This window comes from Rhizobium sp. BK456, assembly GCF_014194045.1.
GTDB classification, from domain to species: domain Bacteria; phylum Pseudomonadota; class Alphaproteobacteria; order Rhizobiales; family Rhizobiaceae; genus Rhizobium; species Rhizobium redzepovicii.
On the sequence record NZ_JACIAO010000003.1, the window covers coordinates 199,668 to 221,627 of the forward strand.

A 21,960-nucleotide genomic window follows, 5' to 3' on the forward strand; every position below is an offset into this window, starting at 1 on the left:
CCCGTATGTCGTATTATGATCTATCGAAGTCAGATACGATTGACAAGGCCCGAACGGGAGACTTGAGTGCAATGGGATTGGGGAACAGAAAATGACGACACTCAGCCGTGGCCGGCAAAGACTGGCGCAGCAGGTCATCGATCAGCTGCGGGCGCAGATCGAGGCTGGCATGCTACGGGTCGGCGACCAGCTGCCGACCGAGCCGCAGCTTGAAGCGACCTTCGGCGTCAGCCGCACCGTGGTGCGCGAGGCGATCGCCGATCTCAGGTCGGCCGGCTTCGTCAAGCCGATCCAGGGCAAAGGAGTGTTTGTCGCGGATCCGAAATCTCAATCGGTGCTGCCATTGACGCCGGTGGAAATCAAAAGCATCCCCGAAACCCTTGAGTTGCTGGAGTTTCGCATGGCGGCCGAGGGTGAAGCGGCGGCGATTGCCGCCTATCGCCGCACCGCCGAGCAGGAGGCGGCGATCCGTGAGGCCAACCGCCGGATGGCGAGCCTGATCGAGACCGGGCAGCAAACGGTGGAGGCGGATTACGCCTTCCACATGGCGATCGCCGCCGCCACCAACAACCGATTCTATGTCGATGTGCTGCGCCAATTCGGGCCCAAAGCGATCCCCCGCGGCCAGTTTCCGACGCTGCCGGAGGCCAATGACCGCGACTATCTGCAAAAGGTCTATGCCGAGCATGTCGAAATCCTGTCGGCCATCGCCGATCAGGATCCGGAGCGCGCCCGCCAGGCGATGCGTGCGCATATGATGGCCAGCCAAGGTCGCTATCGGATGCTCTCCGAGCAGCAATAGGGCTCGACTCTCTTCGAAATTCATATTATGTCATATGACATTGTGTAATTTCGAAAGAGACTCAAATGTATCTGGGAACACAGGTCGCCGCGCGGGATGACGACGATTATCGTATCTTCGCGCAACTGGGTGTGAAGCATATCAACGCCGATCCGCCGGGAGAACCGAGCAGTTGGACGCTTTCAGACCTCGAGCGCCATCGCGACAAGGTAGAAAGCTTCGGCCTGATCCTCGACATGATCCAGCTGCCGCTGCCCTCGCAGCCGATCGAGAAGGCGTCCTATCCCGATATTCTGCTCGCCGGCCCGGAGCGCGACAGGCAGATCGACGCCGTCTGCAAGCTGATCGAGAATACCGCAGCGGCCGGCATTCCGGCGGTGAAATACAATCTCAACCTGATCGGCATTCCCCGCACACCCGATGAGCCGGGACGCGGCGGCTCGATGAATGCCAGCTTCCGCTGGGACAAGACCGATCAGCAGGCAGCACCCGGTCTTGCCGGCGTTCTCTCCGAAGACGAAAACTGGGAACGGATCGACTATTTCCTCGAACGCGTCGTGCCGGTCGCCGCGAGCAACCGCGTCAGGCTCGCCTGCCATCCGCACGATCCCTATACGCCGCCCGGCTTTCGGGGCGTGACGCGGGTGCTCGGCACCGTCGAAGGCCTGAAAAAGTTCGTGCTGATGCGGGAAAATCCCTATCACGGCCTCAATTTCTGCCAGGGCTCGATCGGCGAGATGCTGGAAAATCCCGGCAAGGAGATCGACGACGTCATCCGCTGGTTCGGCGAGCGCAACAAGATCTTCAATGTTCACTTCCGCAATATCCGCGGCGGCAAGCTCTCCTTCATGGAAACCTTCCCTGACGAAGGCGACATGGACATGGTCCGCTCGGCCAGGATCTACAAGGAAGTGGGCTTCAAATACATGCTGATGCCCGATCATGTGCCGACCGTCAGCGGCAAGGACCCTTCCGCCACCGCATTCGCCTATTGCTACGGCTATATCGCGGCCATTCTGCAGACGCTCGAAAGCGCCTGAGACCGCCAATTTCAACAGCTAAGGAACAGGACTTCATGATGAACCCGATTGAATTGAAGAAGGCCGTCGGTAGTGGTCTCCTCTCGTTTCCGGTGACGCATTTCGACGATCAGCTCACATTCGACGAGCCAAAATACCGTCGTCATGTCGAATGGCTTTCGGGGTATGACGCGGCTGCGCTGTTTGCCGCCGGCGGCACGGGAGAGTTCTTCTCCCTCAATCCGGCCGAAATCCCTCAGGTCGTCCGCGCCGCCAAGGCCTCGGCCGGCAAGACGCCGATCATCTCGGGCACCGGTTACGGCACATCGCTCGCCATCGAAATCGCCAAGGCGGCGGAAAAGGCCGGCGCGGACGGATTGCTGCTTTTGCCGCCCTACCTGATGTTTGCCGAACAGGCCGGCCTGATCGCACACGTGAAGGCAGTCTGCCAATCGGTTGGCATCGGTGTGATCGTCTATAACCGCGACAACGCCGTCCTGACGGCCGACAGCATCGCGCGGCTCGCCGACGAATGCCCGAACCTGATCGGCTTCAAGGACGGCGTCGGCGATGTCGACAAGGTCATCGAGATCACCACCCTGCTCGGCGACCGTCTGGTCTATGTCGGCGGCATGCCGACCCACGAGGTCTATGCGCAAGCCTATTTCGCCGCCGGCGTGACGACCTATTCCTCGGCCGTCTTCAACTTCGTCCCGGCGCTGGCCCAGCGCTTTTACGGCGCCCTTCGCACCGGCGACCAGGCAACCGTCGACGAAATCCTGAAGAGCTTCTTCTTCCCCTTCGTCGCCTTGCGCAACCGCAAGAAGGGCTATGCCGTCTCGATCATCAAGGCGGGTCTTCGCGTCCTCGGCCAGAACCCCGGCCCGGTTCGCCCGCCGTTGACGGACCTCACCCCGGAAGAGCTGACACTCTTGGAAAAGATCGTCCAGGCCAACGGCGTCTCGCGGATCGCGGCGGAGTAGTCGCGGGTTACCTTTTCAACGACAAAACCGCCGGGCTTGCTCGGCGGTTTTGTCGTTGTCAGCCATCCGTTAAATCACGCCCAACAGCCTATCGCACAAAACGCGCGCAGCAATCAAAGCGCCACGCCACTGCCGCGGTCGAAAACATGCACCTGGTCGCTGGCGATGCTTGCCTCGAACACCGCGCCGTAGCGGGCGGGGTATTCACCGTCGACCATGGCGGTCACCTGCTGGCCGGCGAGATCGAAGACCACATGGGTCTGGGCGCCTGTGGGTTCCACCAGCATGGTGCGGCCGGCAAGCGGCGTGCCGGCCGACAGGCCGGGAACGAGATGTTCGGGGCGCAGGCCGATGGTGACGGCCTGGCCGGGCCTGACCCGGCGGTCGGGCGCAATAAGGATTGCTGTGCCGTCTTCGAGGCGGGCGGCGGGCGCGCCGTTTTGACCCTCCACCGTGCCGTCGAGCATATTCATCGCCGGCGAGCCGATGAAGGCGGCGACGAAGAGGTTGGCCGGCTTTTTGTAAAGTTCGAGCGGCGTGCCCGACTGCTCGACCCTGCCCTGATTGAGCACGACAATGCGGTCGGCGAGCGTCATCGCCTCGATCTGGTCATGGGTGACATAGATCGACGTCGTCTTCACCTTCTGGTGCAGCGTCTTGATCTCCGAGCGCATCTGCACGCGCAGTTTCGCATCGAGGTTGGACAGCGGCTCGTCAAACAGGAAGACGGCCGGATTGCGCACGACGGCGCGGCCCATGGCGACGCGCTGGCGCTGGCCGCCGGAAAGCTGGGCCGGCTTGCGGTCGAGCAACTCGGCAAGATCGAGCATGCGGGCAGCCTCGGCAACGCGGGCCTCGATCTGGGGTTTGGCAACGCCGGCGAGCTTCAAGTTGAAGCCCATGTTTTCGGCGACCGTCATATGCGGATAGAGCGCATAGGACTGGAAGACCATGGCGATGTTGCGCTCGCGCGGTGTCATCGCGTTGACGATATTGCCGCCGATCGCGATCTCGCCATCGGTGATTTCTTCCAGGCCGGCGATCATCCGCAGCAGCGTCGACTTTCCGCAGCCGGACGGACCGACCAGGGCGACGAATTCGCCATCCTCGATATGAAGCGAAATGCCGTGGATAACGTCGACGGCGCCATAGGCCTTGGTTACATCGTGCAGTGAAACGGATGCCATGATTGCAACTCCAATAGTTCGGCTCAGGACTTGACGGCGCCGGCGGTCAATCCGGCGATGATGTGCCTCTGGGCGACGAAGAAAACGATGATTGTCGGCAGGATGGTCAGGGTGATGAAGGCCAGCACCAATTGCCATTCCGTGCCGTATTCTCCGCGATAGACCATGATGCCGAGCGGCCAGGGATATTTCGATTCCGAGTTCAGCATGATCAGCGGCAGGATGTAGCTGTTCCAACTGCCGACAAAGGAGATGATGCTGACGGTCGCGACGATCGGCCGGGAGAGCGGCAGCGAGATATGCCAGAAGAAACGGAGATAGCCGCAGCCATCGACGAAGGCCGCCTGAAACAATTCTTCCGGAAGGTTGCGGAAATAGTTCCGGAACAACAGGATGCTCATGCCGAGGCCGAAGGCGACCTGCGGCAGCACCACACCCCAATAGGTATTCAGCAAGCCGAGATCGCGGATGCGGATGAACAGCGGCAGGATCGCGGTCGCTGCCGGAAACATCAGGCCGAGCAGGAAATAATTGAGCAGGAAGGACGAACCGAAGAAGCGCACATGGGCAAAGGCGAAGGCCGCCATCGACGAGACGATCAGCGTCAGCAGCACGGTGAGCGCTGCAATGATCAGCGAATTGCCGATCTGCAGCCAGTAGCGCTCGCCGAACAGAATGTCGGTATAATTCGCCCACTGCCATTCCGTCGGCAGGCCGAAGGGATTGGTGCGCAGGTCGCCCAGCGTCTTGAAGCCGCCAAGCGCCGTCGTCAGCAGCGGGATCAGCACGATGGCGGCAATCAGGGTCAGCGACACGTAGAGGTAGATGCGGGTCGATGCGCGCATGCGGATGGAAGAGCTCGTATCAGTCATGGCGCATGAAGATCCTTTTGTAACCGAAGGCGAGCGTTACGCAGATGATGAAGAGCACGACGCCGACGGCGCTGCCGAGACCCACCTGCATGCGCATGACGCCATAGGTGTATAGAAAGGTGACCATTGTCTGGGTGGAGTTGGACGGGCCGCCGCCGGTCAGCGGCATGATCATGTCGAAAAGCTGCAGCGAACCGACGACGGCGAAGAAGATGGACAGGCGCAGGGTCGAACCGAGCAGCGGCAGCGTGACATAGCGGAATTTTTGCCAGCCGGTGGCGCCATCGATTTCGGCCGCCTCAAGCACGCTCTTGTCGACCGATTGCAGCCCTGCGATAAACAGCATCATGTGAAAGCCGAAATATTTCCAGACGATGACACCGAGCACGGCATAGATCGCCAGGTCCTTGTCGGCGAGCACATAAGGATTGGCGAAGCCGAAGAAGTTGGAAATGGCGGCAAACAGGCCGTAATCGCCATCATAAACGAAACGCCAGATCAGGCCGGCGGCAACGTCCGCCAACACATAGGGCAGGAAGAAGATCAGCCGATAGCCGACGACGCCCGGAATGCGGTGGGCGAGCATGGTCGCAAGCCAGATGGCGAGCGGCACCTGGATGCAGATCGAGATGACGATGATCAGGCCGTTATTGACCAGCGCCTGGGTGAAGGCCGCATTGCGGAACAGGACCTGGAAATTGCGGAGTGCGATGAACTCGGTCGGCGTGCCGTAGCCGTTCCATTTGTAGAGGCTGTACCAGGCCGCCTCGCCCATCGGCATGATGACGAAGAGCGTGAAGAGCAGCAGCGCCGGCGGCAGAAACAGCAAGAGCACCGCCAGCCGGTCATGGGCGACCGAACTTCTGCTGTTTGCGGCTCTTCGTGCCGGCCTTGCGGCAGTCGTTATCGAGGGAACGGAAATATTGGCCATGGTCCTGCTTTCGTTCGTCGGCAGCAATGCCGGCGCTCCACTGGATCTGGAGCGCCGGGAAGGCTCTGCGGGCGCCGGTTATTGTTCCAGCTCGAAAGCGTCCTGGATCATCTGGGCGCCGTCCTTGGAATTCATCTGGCCGGAGACGATTTCCACCGAGACGTCGTTGACGACACGGCCGACGGCCGCACCGAGATCCTGATCGAAAAAGTTCTGATGCCAGGTCGAACCGGCAAGCTGTTTGGCCGATTCGGCCAGCAGCGGATTGACGACGCCGTCATCGGCGCCGACGGCAACGGGAAGCAACATGCCGGCCTTGGCCATCGCCCGTTCATTCTCCGCGCTCGTCAGGAAAGCGAGGAAATCGATCGCTTCCTTGGAGGCCTTCTTGGTGACGGCCCAGCCGTTCAGGCCGCCGAGCGTATCGGTCGGCTTGCCGGCGCCGCCCTCGACCGTCGGGAAGACGAAACGGCCGATATTGTCCGGTGCCAGCCCCTTGCCGTCGCCGGCATTCTTGCGCTGGTTGGCCTCGGTGGCCTCAAAGCCGAGGATCATCGCCGCCTTGCCGTCACCGAAAACGCCGAGCGTCTGCGGCCAGGTGGCGCCGAGATAACCGGGCTGGAAAGGCTCGAGCTTGCCGAGTTCGGCAAGGTCGTCACCGGCCTTGATGATGGCGGGGTCGAGGAAGCCTTCGCCCTCGCCGTTCTTGGCGGCGTCGAAGACCTTCTGGCCGCCTTCGCGCATGACGAGATAGCTCCAGTAGAAATGGATCGGCCATTTCTCGCCGCCGCCGCCGGCAATCGGCACGATGCCGGCCGCCTTGATCTTCTTCACCGCAGCGAGGAAATCAGCCCAGGTCTTGATGTCTTCGGCCTTGACGCCAGCCTTGGCAAACAGCGCCTTGTTGTAGAAAAAGCTGACCAGACCGACCTTGTAGGGAATAGCCCAGGTCTTGCCCTCAAAGCTCAGGCCGTCGACCGAGGCCGGCGTGTAGGCCTTGCGCAGCTTGCCGCCATCGGCATCGAGCGCTGCCGTCACATCCTGCAGCGCGCCGGTCTCGGACTGCTGCTTCAACACGCCGCCGCCCCAGCTGAAAAAGAAATCCGGCACGTCGTCGGATTGCAGCAGCGTGGGAAGCTTGGCCTTGAAGGCCTCGTTTTCGAGGAACTGCATCTGGATGTCGACGTCCGGATGCTGGGCTTCGTATTTCTTGACGATGTCTTCCCAGGCCGCGACGTTCTTCGGGTCGAGCTCGAGATGCAACCATTTGACCACCGTCGTCGCGGAGGCAGCACCCGCACCCGCCAGCAACATGCCGGCTGCCGCGGCCATGGATACGATGCGCCTGCCGCCGAAAGCGGCGTTCTTCAGCATAAAATTCATGATTTTCCTCCCAGGGGACCTATCCTCACAATTTTTCCCCAATGCGGATTAATTCACCGGAGCTTTTGCCGGATGTCAACCCAATTGCCGCTATTTTTACCAAATGTGCTTGACAGGTCCGTGGGATTGCCTGCTATTTATTTCGTAACCCGTTAAAAATATTGGCTTCCGCCCAACGAACGATGCCGGCTAGTTTTTCATGAAGACCGCAGATCCAGAATTGATGCGCGCGATCAATCGCTTGAACGTGCTCGACACCATCCGGCGCCATGGTCCGATCTCGCGCATCGAGATCAGCGAACGCACCGAACTCTCGACCACCACGGTTTCCGCCATTACCGCCTCGCTGCTCGACGACGGGCTGATCCTGCCGCGCCACGAAGGCGATATCCGCAACGAGGCGGTGCGCGGCAGGCCGCGTGTGGCGCTGGAGCTCAATCCCGACGCCGCCCGCGTCGTCGGTGGCAAGATCGCCGCCAACCGGATGGTCTTCGTCGTCACCAATTTCCGCGGCGACGTGCTGTCGAAACTCGCTTTGCCGATCCGCCTCGACCGGCAGCCGATCGGAGTCATCGCCGATCTGGTCGAGGACGGCGTGCGGCGCTGCGTCGTCGATGCCGGGCTGTCGCTCGAAGATGTCGACAGCGTCTGCCTCGGCTTTCCCGGCGTCATCGAGCACCGCACCGGCTACATCAGAAGCAGCCCGATCTTCCGGGACACCAATGTCGATTTCGCCGCCGAGATGTCGACGCGGCTGTCGACGCCGACCATCGTCGAAAGTGACGCGCATGCCATCACGCTTGGCCATCACTGGTTCGGCAAAGCGCGCGATCTCGAGGATATGGTATTGATTTCATTGGAGCAGACGCTGGGCCTCGGTGTGCTGCACGGCAACAGCCTGTTCCGCGGCGCCGGCGGTCTCAGCCACAATCTCGGCGACCTCGTGCTCGGCATGGGGCCGAATGGCGTGGTGCGGCTGTTCAGCCAGGCCGGCGAAAGCGCCATCCTCGGCGAACAGCAGGCCGACGGGCGTTTTGCCGAAGCGATCCGGCTCGGGCGCGGCATGACTCATGCCCAGGCCCTGATCAAGGCCGATGACGACCGGCTGATCGGCGCCGCCATCCGCGCCGGCGAAGCGGTGGGATTGACCATCGCCAATATCGTTACGCTGTTTGCGCCGCCGCGCGTCATCCTTGTCGGGTCGAGCCTGGCGCTCGGCGAACCCTTTTTGAACAGCCTGCGCGATGCCTATGCGCTTGCCATTCCGCCCTCACTGAAGGGCGTGAGCGAACTCGTCTTCGACGATTCGAGCGATGATTTCTGGGCTCAGGGTGCCGCTGCGGTGGCGCTCTACGAACTCTACGAATCGCCCTGGAGCACCACCGGGCCGGCACTCTGACGGGTGTCACAATCACGATCAGATGGAGGAATTCATGGAAAGAGTCGGTATCGGCATCATCGGATGCGGCAATATTTCGGGCGCCTATCTCAAAGCGATGGCCTCCTTTCCCATTCTCGACATCCGCGGCGTCGCCGATCTCAACCGGGAACTGGCGGAAGCCAAGGCGCGTGAATTCAACGTTCCCGCCAGAACGGTCGAGGAGCTTTTCGCCGACCCCAAGGTCGAAATCATCGTCAATCTGACGATCCCCAAAGCCCATGTTGCCGTGGCATTGCAGGCGCTCGAGGCCGGCAAACATACCTATTCGGAAAAGCCGCTGGGGATTAATTTCGCGGAAGGGAAAAAATTGGCGGAGGCCGCCAAGGCCAGGAATCTGCGCATCGGCGCAGCCCCCGACACCTTCCTCGGCGGCGGTCATCAGACGGCGCGCGCGCTGATCGACCAGGGCGTCATCGGCCAGCCGGTCGGCGGCTCGGCGAGCTTCATGTGCCCGGGCCATGAGCGCTGGCATCCGAACCCGGCCTTCTATTACGAATTGGGCGGCGGGCCGATGCTCGACATGGGTCCCTATTACATCACCGACCTCGTCAATCTTCTCGGGCCGGTCGCTCAAGTGGCGGGCTTTGCGACGACGCCGCGGCCCGAACGGCTGATATCAAGCGAGCCGCGCAACGGCGAGCGCATTCCCGTGCACGTGCCGACCCATGTCACCGGCATGATGGCTTTTGCAGGCGGTGCCGTCGTTCAGATCGCCATGAGCTTCGACGTCGCCGGCCACAAGCATGTGCCGCTCGAGGTCTACGGCACCGAGGGCACGCTTATTGTGCCCGATCCCAACAAATTTGAAGGCCCTGTCGAATATCTGCGCAAGGGCGGCCAATTCGAGGATCAGCCCCTCACATCTCCCTATGCCGATGGCAATTACCGCTCGCTCGGCGTCGCCGACATGGCGCATGCGATCCGCTCCGACCGGCCGCATCGCGCCAATGGCGATCTGGCGCTGCATGTGCTGGAGGTCATGGAAGCGTTCCACACTGCGTCTGAGACCGGCCGGACGGTGGCGATCTCAACGGCGGTGGAGCGCCCTACCCCCATATCGCAATCCATCGTCGACGGACGGCTGGCGAAATAATTTCAGGAGGAATGACTATGCGTGAAGCACTGATCGTCTGGGGCGGCTGGAGCGGCCACGAGCCGCAGGAATGCGCCGAAATCATCAAGGGGATGCTCGAGGAGGACGGCTTCAAGGTCTATCTCGAACACGGCACCGAGGCCCTTGCCGACCCGTCCGTGCATGACCTCAGTCTCGTCGTGCCGATCATGACGATGTCGAAGATCGAGAAGGAGGAGGTCAAGAACCTCGCCGCCGCAATCGAGAGCGGCGTCGGCATCGCCGGTTATCACGGCGGCGCGGGCGACGCCTTCCGCGACTCCGTCGATTACCAGTTCATCATCGGCGGCCAGTGGGTGGCCCATCCCGGCAACATCATCGACTATACCGTCAACATCACCCGGCCGGACGATCCGCTCATGGAGGGGATTGCCGATTTCCCCTATACGTCGGAGCAATATTACATGCATGTCGACCCCTCGAACGAGGTGCTGGCGACGACGAAATTCACCGGCGAGCACGCCTACTGGATCGACGGCGTCCTAATGCCGGTCGTCTGGAAGCGCAAATACGGCAAGGGCCGGGTTTTCTATTCCTCGCTCGGCCATCAGGCCAAGGAGTTCGACGTGCCGGAGATGAAGACGATTTTCCGCCGCGGCGCCAATTGGGCAGCGCGATAGTTGTTCGGTTCGCGGGGAACAAAGACCCCTCCCAGACGGGGGAGGGACTCAGATGCCGCACCGCTTCACATAAACTCTATCGTATCAATCCGTCGAACGGCACCAGCCAATACGACTTCTGCTTTCGGTCGCCGCCGGACACCACAGCTTAGTCCCTCCCCCTTGTGGGGAGGGGTTTTTGGCAATCTCAACGCAGGATCAACGCCGTCCCATAAAGCCCCAGCGCAAACACCGTATGCGCCAGCAGATTGAAGCACCGCACCTTATTCGGGGTCGGATGTTTGGAAGCGGCCCAGCCGATGCCGAGGCCCGGCTGCAGCAGGAACCACCCTGCCCCGACGGTGATGATGCCGAATATCCAGGCGGGGAGAAATGTCGGGACGGCCAACCAGCCCTGCCCCATGACGAGCGCGAAGATAACGCCGTAGAGAATGCCGACGGCGTAGTGGCTGATCCAGCCGAGCGCCAGTTCATTGGCATAGGGCTCGGCATCGGCGATGCTGTCGTGAAAGACCTTGCCGCGGCGGAGATGCCAGAACCAGCGGCCGACCGGCGCCCAATTGGGCGCCGTCTGGCCGAAGACCTTGGTGAGCACGATCGCCCAGAGGTCCATCAGGATGGTTGCGCCGGCGCCGATCGCCAAGCCGCGCCACAGAATATCGAACATTGGGAATCACCGGAGAGCGTTAAATTGCAGAGACGCCAGCAAACCATTGCAGGCGCGTCGGCGCAATGGCTCCAGTGAATTCCTCGCGCATCCGGGGATTATATGACAGTGCCCCGCCCTCTGGGCGATGGCCGATGCTGCATCATCCGCAAAAAGGCATCGGTGCGGGCGCAAATTGATGCTTTTCGCGTGCAGCGATATTTCCTACTCACTGTCGAAACGGCAATGAGAGGCGCGGCGATGGCAATGCCATTTTACTGGAACGAACTGAATAGCTCCGATTTCGCCGGACTTTCGCCCGACACGACCATTGCCATCCTGCCGATCGCCTCGACCGAACAGCACGGTCCGCACCTGCCGATCGCGACCGATGTGGCGATCGCCAACGGCATGCTGGCCGAACTGCGGAAACAGAAGCCCGACGACCTCGATTTTCTGGTCCTGCCGACGCAGGAGATCGGCAAGGCGAACGAACATATCTATGGGCCGGGAACGCTGTCGCTCGATGCTGAGCTGCTCATTCCCGTCTGGACGGCGATCGGCGCCAAGGTTGCCGAAGCCGGCATTCGCAAGATGGTCATCGTCAATTCGCATGGCGGCAATGTCGACATCATGAGCATCGTCGCGCGCGAGTTGCGCGTCCGCTGTCAGATGGCCGTCGTCTCAACGCAATGGGGCCGCTTCGGTCATCCCGAAGGCATGATCGGCGAAGACGAGTTGAAATACGGCATCCATGGGGGCGAGGTCGAGACCTCGCTGATGCTCTATTTCCGCCCCGATCTGGTGCGGATGGACAGGGCGCAGAATTTCACCTCCAAGGCCGAATGGATGCGCGGACAATCGAGATATATCCAGCCGCTGCCGCCGCATTCGCTTGCCTGGATCGCCCACGACCTCAATCCGCACGGCGTCGTCGGCGACGCCTCGCGCGGAACGGTGGAGAAAGGCGAAGCGATCTGCCGCCATCAGGTCAAGGGCTTCATCGAGTTGCTGTCCGACCTGAAGCGCTATCCGCTTTCCAGCCTCTATTCACAATAACGCCGGCGAAAGCGACCAAGAGCATTAGGCCGAAAAGTGTGTGCGGTTTTCGGACGACATCATGCTCTAACCCTTTAATTTAGAACAGGATTCATATTTAGGTCGACCCCTAGAATATGAATCCTGTTCTAAGGTGCGACAGGCTTTTCCATCACGATATGACCTTTGGCCTGCAGTTCCTGCACGAGGCCGGCAAGTTCGGCGAGCAGGTATTCGACGAACAAGCTGGTGGCTGAATCGAGCGGCGCGCGGGCGCGGGCAAAAAGCTTCATCGGCTGCTGGCGCGCATGCGGTTCGGCGATCGCCCGGAAAACGAGCTCGCCCTGCCTGCATTCGGTGATGACGTCGAGCGGATTTAGTATCGTCAGCCCCGCCCCCGATTTGACCAGCTTCTTCAACATCTCCGACGCATTGGTCTCAAGCACCGGCTCGACATGCACGTCGAGGCGCGCCAAGGCCAGATTGATCACATCACGCAGGCTGGTGCCCTGCTGGGCCAGCACCAGGCGCTCCTGGACGATATCCGCCAGATTGATTGGGCCTGAACCGATCAGGTGATGGCCGGGCGGCAGCACCACGCCGATCGGGATATCGAAACTGCCAAGCGTTCGGATGCCCGGTGTCGCCGGAATGTTGAAGCCGAGGCCGATATCCACCTCGCCCGACAGCACCGGAGTGACCGTCATCGTGCCCGCGTCATTGCGCAGCTGCATGAAGACGCGCGGATGCTCCGACTGGAACCGAGCGATGATGTCAGGCAGAGGGCCGGCGGCAAGGCCAACCGTGGTAACGATGCGGACCTTGCCGGCCTGCTGCATCTTCAGGCTGCGGATACGCCCTTCCAGCCGCTCGTAATTCTTCAGCACTTCGCGAATATGTTCGATGCAGAGTTCACCGGCTGCCGTCAGCCGCAGGCCGCGCGGCAGCCGCTCAAAGAGCGGCGCGCCCATTTCCTCCTCCAGCGCGAGAATCTGGCGGTTGATCGCCGATGACGCCACATTCAGCCGCGCCGCCGCCTTGCGGATCGAACCGGTGCGGGCGATCTCATTGATGTAGATGAGCTTTCGGGAATGCAGCATGGCAACCTCGTTGCATGAAAATAAAGCAGACGCACAAATTAGGCACAGGCTGCCGTTGAGATGCCAAAAAGGCATCGTTGCGCACGAAATTTGATGCTTTTCAAAGAGCAAAGCAATCGCTCCAATGAAGAAAATCCGGCGTCATCACAGGCGTTGCGAACTCAAAAGGGGAACGCTGATCATGCCCAATGCACTGAAGAATACGGTCTTTTCCGCCCTTATGGGTTTTGGTGGCGCGCTCGTCGCTACTGTTGCGGCGCATGCGGCCGACAAGGTCAGCTACGGAACGAACTGGCTGGCGCAGGCCGAGCACGGCGGCTTCTACCAGGCGGTCGCCGACGGCACCTATGCGAAACACGGCCTCGACGTCACGATCGTGCAGGGCGGCCCGAACGCGGCCAACAGCGCGCTGCTGATTTCCGGCAAGATCGATTTCTACATGGGTGGGCCGCAGGGTGAGATCTCGGCGGTCGAACAGGGCATCCCGCTCGTCGATGTCGCGGCGATCTTCCAGAAGGATCCGCAGGTGCTGATCGCCCATCCGGATACGGGTATCGACAAATTCGAGGATCTTGCCAAGCTCAAGACCTTGTTTCTCGGCAAGGACGGTTACCTTACCTATTTCGAATGGATGAAGGCGAACTTCAAGGGCTTCAAGGACGAGCAGTATAAGCCCTACAATTTCAGCCCCGCGCCCTTCCTTGCCGACAAGGAATCCGCCCAGCAGGGCTACCTCACTTCCGAGCCCTACGAGATCCAGAAGCAGGCCGGCTTCGAACCGAAGGTCTTCCTGCTCGCCGACAACGGCTATTCGCCCTATTCGACGATGATCACCACCACGCAGACGATGATCGACAGCAAGCCGGATGTCGTCCAGCGCTTCGTCGATGCCTCGATCGAGGGCTGGTACAACTACCTCTACGGCGACAACAGCAAGGCGAATGAGCTGATCAAGAAGGACAATCCTGAAATGACGGATGGCCAGATCGCCTACTCGATCGCCAAGATGAAGGATTACGGCATCATCGAATCCGGCGACAGCCTGGACAAGGGCATCGGCTGCATCACCGACGCGCATTACAAGGCGTTCTTCGACGAGATGGTGGCGATCAAGGTGTTCAAGCCGGAGACCGATTACGGCAAAGCCTTCACGACGAAATTCGTCTGCAAGAGCATCGGAATGGCGATGAAGAAGTAGGCCCCTCCGACGTCGGCCAATGGTCCGCCTGAGGTGGCGGACCGCATACTCCCCTGGTGAATGAGACAGGCAATGCCGTTAGCAAAGGCCCAGGCCTTATCCCCGCAAGAGACGCGCAAGCGGCCGCTGGTCGTGATGCAGTCGGTCTCGAAGGTCTTTTCCAGCGGCACTGTCGCCCTTTCCGACATGTCGCTCACCGTCGAAAGCGGCGAGTTCGTCAGCCTGCTCGGCCCTTCGGGCTGCGGCAAGTCGACAGCGCTGCGCATCATCGCCGGCCTTGGCGACGTGACGTCGGGGGCGATTGACTGGCCGAGTTCGCGCATCAATGCCAGGGGCCTGCCGGAGGGCGATATCGGCTTCGTCTTCCAGGAGCCGACGCTGATGCCGTGGAAGAACGTGTTCGACAATGTCCACCTGCCGCTGAGATTGAGGCGGGTTTCGAAGGCGGCAGCGCATGGAGAGATCATGCAGGCGCTGACCACCGTCGGCCTCCAGGATTTCGCCAAAGCCTATCCACGCGAACTTTCCGGCGGCATGAAGATGCGCGTCTCGATCGCTCGCGCGCTGGTCACGAAACCGAAGCTGCTTTTGATGGATGAGCCCTTCGCCGCGCTTGACGAAATCACCCGCCAGAGGCTGAACGACGACGTGCTGCGGCTGTGGAAGACGACAGGCATCACCGTCATCTTCGTCACCCATTCGGTCTATGAATCCGCCTATCTTTCGAACCGCATCGTGGTGATGAAGGCAAGGCCCGGCCGTGTGCATGCCGATGTTCCGCTGACCACCAGCCTGGAACGCGACGAGCATTACCGCACCTCGGAAGAATACCGGAAGGCCTGTGAGACGGTCTCCCTTTCGCTGATCGGGGCAATCAACGCGGCGGGAGAGCATTGATGCATGACGAAACGGATACGCCGCCGCGGCTCCTTCATCTTTCCGTAAATGCAGCAGGCGCAAGACGCCGCGATCTCGCGCTGCGCATCGCCATCCCCTTCCTCGTTATCGGCCTGCTGGTCCTGATCTGGTATGCTTATGTGAAGCTCTCAGGCGTGCCGCCCTATATCCTGCCGGGTCCGGCCGCCGTCGCAAACGCCTTCGTAACGGACTGGGATACGCTTGCCCCTGCCCTCTGGGTCACCACCAAGATCACCTTGCTGTCGCTGATGCTGGCCCTTGTCGGCGGCGTCGGCTTTGCGATCTTCCTGGTGCAGTCGCGCTGGATCGAGCTTGCCTTCTATCCGCTTGCCGTCATCCTGCAGGTGACGCCGGTCGTGGCGATCTCGCCGCTGATCCTGATTTATGCACCGTCGACCCAGGTGGCGCTGCTAATCTGCGCCTTCCTCGTCGCCTTCTTCCCGATCCTTTCGAATATGGTCCAGGGGTTGAAGAGCGTCGACCACAATCTCATCAATCTCTTCGAGCTTTACGGCGCCTCGCGCTGGCAGACGCTGCTCTTCCTCAAACTGCCCGCCGCCCAGCCCTATTTCATGACGGGCCTCAGGATCGGCGGCGGCCTGGCGCTGATTGCCGCCGTCGTCGCAGAATTCGCGGCCGGCTCGGCGGGCGCCGGCTCCGGCCTTGCCTTCCGGCTGCTCGAAGCACAGTACCGGCTCAACATTCCGCGCCTCTTCGCCGCGCTGCTGATGCTCTCCCTGCTTGGCGTGGCGATCTTCGCCGTCACCTCGTTCATTTCCTGGCTCGCCCTGCATCGTTGGCATGAGAGCAGCCTGAAACGGGAAAACTGATGACCCATTCCTTCATTTCGCCGCCCAATGCCGGCCGCTTCGTGCTGAGCAATGCGACGCTGCCTGCCGTCGCCATCGAGGGATTTGACGCGCCGGCGATCGAGGGGCTGGTCAAGGCGGATATCGTCATCGCCGATGGCGTCATCTCCGCGCTGCTGCCGGCGGGTGCAGCCCCGGTGGAATTGCCACGATCCGATCTGAAGGACGGCATGGTCTGGCCCTGCTTCACCGACATGCACACCCATCTCGACAAGGGGCATATCTGGCCGCGCAACGCCAATCCCGACGGCACCTTCACTGGCGCCCTGGACGCGGTGCGAGCGGACCGGGAGGCGTACTGGTCGGCAGCGGATGTCGGCAAGCGCATGGAATTCTCGCTGCGCTCGGCCTATGCGCACGGCACCAGCCTGATCCGCACGCATCTCGATTCGCTGGCGCCGCAGCACCGCATTTCCTTCGAGGTTTTTGCCGAGATGCGCGAGGCCTGGAAAGACAGGGTCGCGCTGCAGGCGGTGGCGCTCTTCCCGATGGAAAATATGGTGGACGCGGACTATTTCGCCGATCTGGTTGCCGTCGTGCGCGAAAAAGGCGGGCTGATCGGCGGCGTTACCCGGATGAATCCCGATCTCGACAGCCAGCTCGATGTGCTTTTCAGGGCTGCCGCCGATAAGGACCTCGACGTCGATCTTCATGTCGACGAAAGCGACGATCCCGCCGCCGAGACGCTGAAGGCGATCGCGCAAGCCGTGCTGCGCAACCGGTTCGACGGCAAGGTGACGGCAGGCCATTGCTGCTCGCTCGCCAGGCAGGACGAGGAGGCGGCAAAACGCACGGTCGAGCTCGTCGCAAAGGCCGGCCTCTCCATTGTCTCGCTGCCGATGTGCAACCTCTATCTGCAGGACCGATATCCCGGCCGGACCCCTCGCTGGCGCGGCGTCACCCTGTTCAAGGAACTGGCGGCCGCCGGCGTTGCGACAGCGGTGGCCTCCGACAATACCCGCGATCCCTTCTATGCCTATGGCGATCTCGACCCGGTCGAGGTGTTGCGTGAAGCAGTCCGCATCCTGCATCTCGATCACCCGCTGGACACGGCCGCGCGCGTCGTCACTACCTCGCCTGCGGATATTCTCGGCCGGCCCGACAAGGGGCGCATCGCCGCCGGCGCGCTGGCCGATCTCGTGCTCTTCAGCGCCCGGCGCTGGGGCGAATTTCTCTCCCGTCCACAGTCCGACCGCGTCGTGCTTCGTCGCGGCAAGGTGATCGACCGCAGCCTGCCGGATTACCGTGAACTCGATAACATCGTTGGAGCCTGACATGCCGGATTATCAAACGATCAAAAAGGAACTCGAGGGCATCGCCATCGAGGACAATCCGGCGCTGGTGCGCCAGAAGAGCCGCGATTTTTACTGGTATTCGCCGATCCTGAAAGCGCAGCTCGACAATGTGACGGCCGATCTCGTCGTCACGCCGAAAAACGAGCAAGAGGTCATCCAAACGCTGAAGGTCGCCTTCGCCCATGGCGTGCCGGTGACGCCGCGTGGCGCCGGCACCGGCAATTACGGCCAGGCCATGCCACTTTCCGGCGGGATCGTGCTGAACCTTGCCGCCATGGACAGGATCAAAGAAATCCATCCCGGTCGGGTGGTCTGCGAACCAGGCATCGTCATTGCTCAACTCGACAAGCAGACCAAGGCGCATTCCGGTCAGGAACTGCGTTTCCATCCGTCGACGGCGCAGACGGCAACGGTCGGCGGCTTCGTCGCCGGCGGCTCCGGCGGCGTCGGTTCGATCACCTGGGGCGGACTGCGCGATCTCGGCAATATTCTGCGTCTGCGCGTCGTTACCATGGAGGCCGAGCCGCGCGTGCTCGACCTAACCGGCTGGGATCTGCAGAAGGTCAGCCATGCCTACGGCACCAACGGCATCATCACCGAAATCGAAATGCCGCTCGCCCCTGCCTATGATTGGGTCGACGTGCTTGTCGGCCATGACGACTTCATGGCTTCGGTGCGCTTCTCGGATGCGCTGGCAAAATGCAACGGCATCCTCGTCAAGGAAATCGCCCCGATCGCGGCGCCGATCCCGCACGATTATTTCACCCGCCACAGACCCTATATCCGCAAGGGCCAGTCGGTGGTGGTGCTGATGATCGCGCCGCATTCGATGGATGCCTTCCTCGCCTTTTCAGCCGCCCACAAGGGCGAGATCATCTTCCGCTCCGACACGGTCGAAAGCATGAAGGGTATTCCGCATGCCTATGAGCTTGCCTGGAACCACACGACGCTGCGTGCCTTGAAGGTCGATCCCGGCTTCACCTATCTGCAGGTTCAGTATCCGGGCCCGGATCACGTCGCCAAGGTCGCCAAGATGGTCGAGATCTTCGGCGACGAAGTGCCGGGCCATCTCGAATTCATCAGGTTCGACGGTCAGATCCAGTGCTCCGGCCTGCCGTTGGTGCGCTATAGCACGGAGGAACGCCTCGAGGAGATCATCAAGATCCACCAGGATCACGGCTGCCCGATCTTCAATCCGCATCGTTATACGCTTGAAGAAGGCGGCATGAAGCGCACCGACAAGGTACAGCTCGCCTTCAAGCAGGAAACGGACCCGAGAGGGCTGTTGAACCCCGGCAAGATGATCGCCTGGGAAAATCCCGATTTCGATTTCAATGCCGGCAAGAATTATCTCTTCCCGGGGCTCGCGAGCGTCATGGAGGCCTGATGAGAGTTCTGGTTCTTCACTCGCATCCGGTCGAGGAAAGCTACGGCAAGGCGCTCTACAAACAGACGCTGGAGAGCCTGCAAAAGGCCGGTCACGAGGTGGATGCGTGCGATCTCTATGCCGAGAATTTCGATCCCGTGCTCTCCCGACACGACCGGCTCGCCTATCACGATTATCCCGGCAATACCGAGCTGGTGAAACCCTATGTCGAGCGGCTGAAGCAGGCCGAAGCGCTGGTGCTGGTGACGCCGATCTGGAATTTCGGTTTCCCGGCGATCCTGAAGGGCTATTTTGATCGCGTCTGGCTTCCCGGCGTCTCCTTCGAACTGGTCGACGGCAAGGTGGAATCGCGGCTGCGCCACATCAGGAAACTCGCGGCGGTGCTGACATACGGCGCGACGCCGTTTCGCGCCTTCGCCGCCGGCAACCCGCCGAAGAAGATCGTCAAGCGTGTGCTGAGGGCGCAGATCAATCCGCTGCGGCCGGTTACCTTTCTTGCCCATTACGACATGAACAACTGCACGCCGGTAAGCCGGGCCAGTTTTTTGGAGAAGGTGAAGACGGCGATGGAGCGGTTTTAAGAGCCCGCAGCGTCCTCGTTGCACTGAGGAAAGGCCTATGAAGAAGATTTTCAATCCCCCGTCCGTCCGCCGTCCGTTCGGAAATTACAATCACGGGCTGCTGGTGCCGCCGGGCGCTTCGCTGCTCGTGACCTCGGGGCAGCTCGGCATCGGTCTCGACGAGAAAGTGCCGGAGTATATCGGCGCTCAGGCAGAACTTTGCTTCGAGGCCATCAAGGCAATTCTCGCCGAGGCGGAAATGAGTTTTGCCGACGTCATCCGCATCTCAGGTTTTGTGACGAAACGTGAGGATTTCCCCGCCTATATGGCCATGCGGGATCGCTATACGCTCGATCCGAAGCCGGCCTCGACGCTGATCATCGTCAGCGGCTTCACCCGCCTAGAATTCCTCGTGGAAGTCGAAGTCACCGCCGCCAAACTGTTTTGCTGAGGCGAGCCCTCGGGATGCACCCAGGGACGCACCCTCGTCACCCGCCCGCTCCCTGGGACTCTGCCACGTTACCGCCAGTATCATCGCCGATATCCTCTGCAAACTTCCGCATCAGCCGCACGAGCTCATTGAAGTCGTGCTCGTCCCAGCGCTCGAAGATGGCGCGGCCGATCCTTTCACGCGCCACGTCGATGCGATCGGTCATCGCCTTGCCTTTCGGGCTGATGACCGCCTCGCGCACGCGGCGATCGGCGGCACTTCCGCGACGCTCGACCAGGCCGAGGCTTTCGAGCTTGGCAACCTGACGGCTGACGGTGGTGTAGTCGCGCCCGGCGCGATCGGCGAGCTCGACCACACCGATCGGGCCGAGGCGTTCCACCGTGACCAGCAGCGGAAACAGCGCACGATCGAGTGAAATCCCCGCCTCGCGCACCATCTGCTCGTCGCGCTGCGGCCGGTTCATGACGCTGACAATCTCGATCAAAGCCCCATGCAGTTCACGCAGCCTTTCCGACATATGTGTATTATGCACATTATTTCTTGACGGCATATCGATTCTCCTATTATGTGCATAATACACACATGGAGATGGCAATGACACAGAATTCTACGGTGGACGTGCTGATATCAGGTGCCGGTGCAGCTGGCCTGACGCTGGCGATCGAGCTGGCGCGGCGCGGCGTCAGCTTTCGTCTGATCGAGAAATTGAACGACCCGTTCCGCGGCTCGCGCGGCAAGGGCATTCAGCCGAGAACGCAGGAAGTCTTCGAGGATCTCGGCATCCTCGACCGGATCGTCGCGCTCGGCGGCGCCTATCCCCGGCAGCGGGAATATCGCGACGATGGAAGCTTCTGCGAATCCGACGCCGTCCTGCGCGAGGAGCCGACGCCTGCCGAGCCCTATCATTTTCCGCTGATGGTGCCGCAGTTCCTGACCGAGGGCGTGATGCGCGAGCGCCTCCTCGAACTGGGGCACCGCCCGGACTTCGGATGTGAACTCATCGGCTTCGAGCAGGATGATGCGGGCGTGACGGCGCGGCTCCAGGGTCCGTCCGGGCAAGAGACGATCCGCGTGCGCTGGCTGGTCGGCGCCGATGGCGGGCGCAGCTTCGTGCGCCACGCGCTTGATATCGGCTTTCCCGGCAAGACGCTCGGCGTGCGCGCCATCGTCGCCGACGTCATGCTGACGGGTCTGGATCGCGACGCCTGGCATCGGTTCGGCGAAGGCGATATGCAGCGGCAGATTGGGCTTTGCCCGCTCGCCGGAACGGAGCTGTTCCAGATCCAGGCACCGATCCCGCTCGAAGGTGAGATCGATCTTTCCGCGGCGGGTCTGACCGCGCTGGTGGCGGAGCGCACCGGCCGCGACGATATTCACGTCCACTCGGTTTCCTGGGCGTCGGCCTTCCACATGAATGCCCGGCTTGCCGATCGCTACCGGCTCGGCCGCGTCTTCCTGGCCGGCGATGCCGCCCATACGCATCCGCCGACCGGCGGCCAGGGTCTGAATACCAGCGTGCAGGACGCCTATAATCTCGGATGGAAGCTGGCGGCGGTCGCCGGCGGCGCGCCGGATGCGCTGCTCGACAGCTATGAGCAAGAGCGCCGCCCGATCGCGGCGGCGATGCTCGGTCTTGCCACCGGTCTTCTCGATGCGTTGAAGCGCGGCGATCTCAGGCGTGGCCGCGAGGTCCATCAGCTCGATATCGGCTATCCCGAATCTTCCCTCTCATTGGAAAAACCGGCCCGGCGCGGCGGCCTGCTGGCAGGCAACCGTGCGCCCGATGCACCGCTCATGGCTGCGGCCGGCCAGCCGAGACGTTTGTTCGAACTGTACAAGGGCACGCACTGGACGTTGCTCGGCTATGAGGTCGACCAGGCAGCCGTGCCATCGCGCAAGGGATTACATATTCACAGGATCGGCGGGAGCGGCGACCTCATCGATCAAAGCGGACACTTCCTTAACGCCTACGCCCTGACGCCGGGCGACTTCGTGCTGGTGCGTCCGGACGGTTATATCGGCGCAATTGTCGCATCCCGTGAAGCTTCGGCGCTGGAAGACTATCTCGCCCAGTTGGGCCTTGGCCTGACGGCGGGAGAACGGTCATGAGGCGATAAGCTGACCGCGC

Annotated in this window: 22 protein-coding genes; 15 read left to right on the top strand and 7 right to left on the bottom strand. The window is 61.5% G+C overall.

The features are described from left to right. The first annotated feature begins 91 nt into the window (after positions 1–91). From FHX03_RS10540 to kdgD, 3 genes are all read left to right on the top strand, one after another. On the top strand, positions 92–802 hold the full coding sequence (locus tag FHX03_RS10540) for a FadR/GntR family transcriptional regulator (protein ID WP_183853570.1): 711 nt from the start codon (positions 92–94) through the stop codon (positions 800–802). 65 nt (positions 803–867) lie between these two features. Then, a complete protein-coding gene (locus tag FHX03_RS10545; protein ID WP_183853572.1) occupies positions 868–1,842 on the top strand; it encodes a mannonate dehydratase in 975 nt (324 codons plus the stop codon). A 35-nt stretch (positions 1,843–1,877) separates the two neighbouring features. Beyond that, on the top strand, positions 1,878–2,804 hold the full coding sequence (gene kdgD, locus FHX03_RS10550; protein WP_183853574.1) for a 5-dehydro-4-deoxyglucarate dehydratase: 927 nt from the start codon (positions 1,878–1,880) through the stop codon (positions 2,802–2,804). 113 nt (positions 2,805–2,917) lie between these two features. Here kdgD and FHX03_RS10555 read toward each other — a convergent pair whose 3' ends face one another. The 4 genes from FHX03_RS10555 to FHX03_RS10570 form a co-directional block, all read right to left on the bottom strand. Continuing rightward, positions 2,918–4,129 carry an ABC transporter ATP-binding protein gene (locus FHX03_RS10555; protein WP_409565139.1) on the bottom strand — a complete coding sequence of 404 codons (1,212 nt, stop codon included), beginning with the start codon at positions 4,127–4,129 and terminating at the stop codon, positions 2,918–2,920. After that, the gene (locus FHX03_RS10560; RefSeq protein ID WP_097625428.1) at positions 4,015–4,863 is read right to left on the bottom strand and encodes a carbohydrate ABC transporter permease; all 849 of its coding nucleotides are present in this window, start codon (positions 4,861–4,863) and stop codon (positions 4,015–4,017) included. The genes FHX03_RS10555 and FHX03_RS10560 overlap by 115 nt, the downstream gene beginning before the upstream one ends. Next, positions 4,856–5,794, bottom strand: a complete 939-nt coding sequence (locus tag FHX03_RS10565) for a carbohydrate ABC transporter permease (protein WP_097625471.1) — start codon at positions 5,792–5,794, stop codon at positions 4,856–4,858. The genes FHX03_RS10560 and FHX03_RS10565 overlap by 8 nt, the downstream gene beginning before the upstream one ends. Before the next feature lie 78 nt (positions 5,795–5,872). Continuing rightward, entirely contained in the window at positions 5,873–7,177 is a 1,305-nt protein-coding gene (locus FHX03_RS10570) for an extracellular solute-binding protein (protein ID WP_097625427.1), read from the bottom strand. Positions 7,178–7,376: 199 nt separating this feature from the next. Between FHX03_RS10570 and FHX03_RS10575 the strand changes: the two genes are divergently transcribed. Genes FHX03_RS10575 through FHX03_RS10585 form a run of 3 tightly spaced genes read left to right on the top strand, consistent with a single transcriptional unit; the run spans position 7,377 to position 10,370 of the window. After that, the gene (locus tag FHX03_RS10575; RefSeq protein ID WP_097625426.1) at positions 7,377–8,576 is read left to right on the top strand and encodes an ROK family transcriptional regulator; all 1,200 of its coding nucleotides are present in this window, start codon (positions 7,377–7,379) and stop codon (positions 8,574–8,576) included. 34 nt (positions 8,577–8,610) lie between these two features. Next, positions 8,611–9,711, top strand: a complete 1,101-nt coding sequence (locus tag FHX03_RS10580) for a Gfo/Idh/MocA family protein (RefSeq protein ID WP_183853578.1) — start codon at positions 8,611–8,613, stop codon at positions 9,709–9,711. Positions 9,712–9,728: 17 nt separating this feature from the next. Next, positions 9,729–10,370: a ThuA domain-containing protein gene (locus FHX03_RS10585; protein WP_183853580.1), complete on the top strand. Its 642-nt coding sequence runs from the start codon at positions 9,729–9,731 to the stop codon at positions 10,368–10,370. Positions 10,371–10,557: 187 nt separating this feature from the next. Here FHX03_RS10585 and FHX03_RS10590 read toward each other — a convergent pair whose 3' ends face one another. After that, positions 10,558–11,037 carry a DUF2938 domain-containing protein gene (locus FHX03_RS10590; protein WP_183853582.1) on the bottom strand — a complete coding sequence of 160 codons (480 nt, stop codon included), beginning with the start codon at positions 11,035–11,037 and terminating at the stop codon, positions 10,558–10,560. Between the two features lie 240 nt (positions 11,038–11,277). Between FHX03_RS10590 and FHX03_RS10595 the strand changes: the two genes are divergently transcribed. Further along, a complete protein-coding gene (locus FHX03_RS10595; protein WP_097625422.1) occupies positions 11,278–12,075 on the top strand; it encodes a creatininase family protein in 798 nt (265 codons plus the stop codon). Between the two features lie 128 nt (positions 12,076–12,203). Here FHX03_RS10595 and FHX03_RS10600 read toward each other — a convergent pair whose 3' ends face one another. Continuing rightward, the gene (locus FHX03_RS10600) at positions 12,204–13,154 is read right to left on the bottom strand and encodes a LysR family transcriptional regulator (RefSeq protein ID WP_097625421.1); all 951 of its coding nucleotides are present in this window, start codon (positions 13,152–13,154) and stop codon (positions 12,204–12,206) included. Between the two features lie 181 nt (positions 13,155–13,335). Here FHX03_RS10600 and FHX03_RS10605 point away from each other — a divergent pair, with 181 nt between their 5' ends. The 7 genes from FHX03_RS10605 (at position 13,336) to FHX03_RS10635 (ending at position 19,832) form a co-directional block, all read left to right on the top strand. Next, positions 13,336–14,352, top strand: a complete 1,017-nt coding sequence (locus FHX03_RS10605) for an ABC transporter substrate-binding protein (protein ID WP_183853583.1) — start codon at positions 13,336–13,338, stop codon at positions 14,350–14,352. Positions 14,353–14,424: 72 nt separating this feature from the next. Beyond that, entirely contained in the window at positions 14,425–15,249 is an 825-nt protein-coding gene (locus FHX03_RS10610; protein WP_097625419.1) for an ABC transporter ATP-binding protein, read from the top strand. Further along, complete coding sequence (locus FHX03_RS10615) at positions 15,249–16,100, top strand: ABC transporter permease (protein ID WP_097625418.1); 852 nt, start codon at positions 15,249–15,251, stop codon at positions 16,098–16,100. Before FHX03_RS10610 ends, FHX03_RS10615 begins: the two co-directional genes overlap by 1 nt. Further along, entirely contained in the window at positions 16,100–17,413 is a 1,314-nt protein-coding gene (locus FHX03_RS10620) for a cytosine deaminase (RefSeq protein ID WP_183853586.1), read from the top strand. Before FHX03_RS10615 ends, FHX03_RS10620 begins: the two co-directional genes overlap by 1 nt. Before the next feature lies 1 nt (position 17,414). Continuing rightward, entirely contained in the window at positions 17,415–18,821 is a 1,407-nt protein-coding gene (locus FHX03_RS10625; RefSeq protein WP_097625416.1) for an FAD-binding oxidoreductase, read from the top strand. After that, a complete protein-coding gene (locus FHX03_RS10630) occupies positions 18,821–19,402 on the top strand; it encodes an NAD(P)H-dependent oxidoreductase (RefSeq protein ID WP_183853588.1) in 582 nt (193 codons plus the stop codon). Before FHX03_RS10625 ends, FHX03_RS10630 begins: the two co-directional genes overlap by 1 nt. A 37-nt stretch (positions 19,403–19,439) precedes the next feature. Beyond that, entirely contained in the window at positions 19,440–19,832 is a 393-nt protein-coding gene (locus FHX03_RS10635) for a RidA family protein (protein WP_183853590.1), read from the top strand. A gap of 37 nt (positions 19,833–19,869) precedes the next feature. On the opposite strand, the gene FHX03_RS10640 is transcribed toward FHX03_RS10635, so the two are convergent. Then, positions 19,870–20,382 carry a MarR family winged helix-turn-helix transcriptional regulator gene (locus FHX03_RS10640; RefSeq protein ID WP_097625413.1) on the bottom strand — a complete coding sequence of 171 codons (513 nt, stop codon included), beginning with the start codon at positions 20,380–20,382 and terminating at the stop codon, positions 19,870–19,872. A 44-nt stretch (positions 20,383–20,426) separates the two neighbouring features. Between FHX03_RS10640 and FHX03_RS10645 the strand changes: the two genes are divergently transcribed. Further along, positions 20,427–21,941, top strand: a complete 1,515-nt coding sequence (locus tag FHX03_RS10645; RefSeq protein ID WP_183853592.1) for an FAD-dependent oxidoreductase — start codon at positions 20,427–20,429, stop codon at positions 21,939–21,941. Positions 21,942–21,960: the final 19 nt, after the last annotated feature.